Raw genomic sequence first — 592 nt, 5'->3', positions numbered from 1 at the left:
AACTTGGAGGTCATGATGTCTAAAGGCGTCAACAAAGTAATTCTGGTCGGTAATCTCGGTTCTGACCCGGAAATTCGCTACATGCCAAGCGGAACTGCCGTTGCCAACTTCAACGTTGCAACAACGGATACGTGGCGCGATAAGCAGTCTGGCGAGCAAAGAGAGCATACTGAGTGGCACCGTATTGTGCTTAAAGGTCGTTTGGCAGAAGTCGCTGGTGAGTACCTGAAAAAGGGCTCCCAAGTCTATCTCGAAGGGAGCAACCGCACCCGGAAGTGGACTGACAGCCAACAAATCGAGCGCTACACCACCGAAGGACACTGCGTTGAAATGCAGATGCTTGGTGGTCGTGGAAATGCACCTCAGGACAACTCTCAACGTGCAGCGCCCCAAAAAGGGCAACGTACAGGAGCCGGTACGCAATCTGCTCCTGTGCAGCAATCAGCACCGCAAGGTGGTATGGGCGGAGGCTATGGTCCCGCTCCTGATGGCTGGGATGATGACATCCCGTTCATGCGGCTGCACCACTTGGCTGGCGGGTAACACCGCCAACTCTTACTAAACCCCACGGGGGCACTCATGCCCCGAGGGG

General features: G+C 55.4%; 1 protein-coding gene. It reads left to right on the top strand.

The window, feature by feature from the left end; all coding sequences use genetic code 11:
• Positions 1-12 precede the first annotated feature (12 nt).
• On the top strand, positions 13-543 hold the full coding sequence (gene ssb, locus R7190_RS29070; protein ID WP_318138093.1) for a single-stranded DNA-binding protein: 531 nt from the start codon (positions 13-15) through the stop codon (positions 541-543).
• Positions 544-592: the final 49 nt, after the last annotated feature.

The sequence above is a fragment of the Vibrio sp. 1078-1 genome (genome assembly GCF_033340475.1).
The sequence above is the reverse complement of the archived record's forward strand: the minus strand, read 5'-3'. Positions and strand labels throughout refer to the sequence as shown.

Excerpts from the sequence above, each read along its gene's own strand:
- ssb (WP_318138093.1), top strand. The coding sequence starts at position 13 with ATGATGTCTAAAGGCGTCAACAAAGTAATTCTGGTCGGTAATCTCGGT.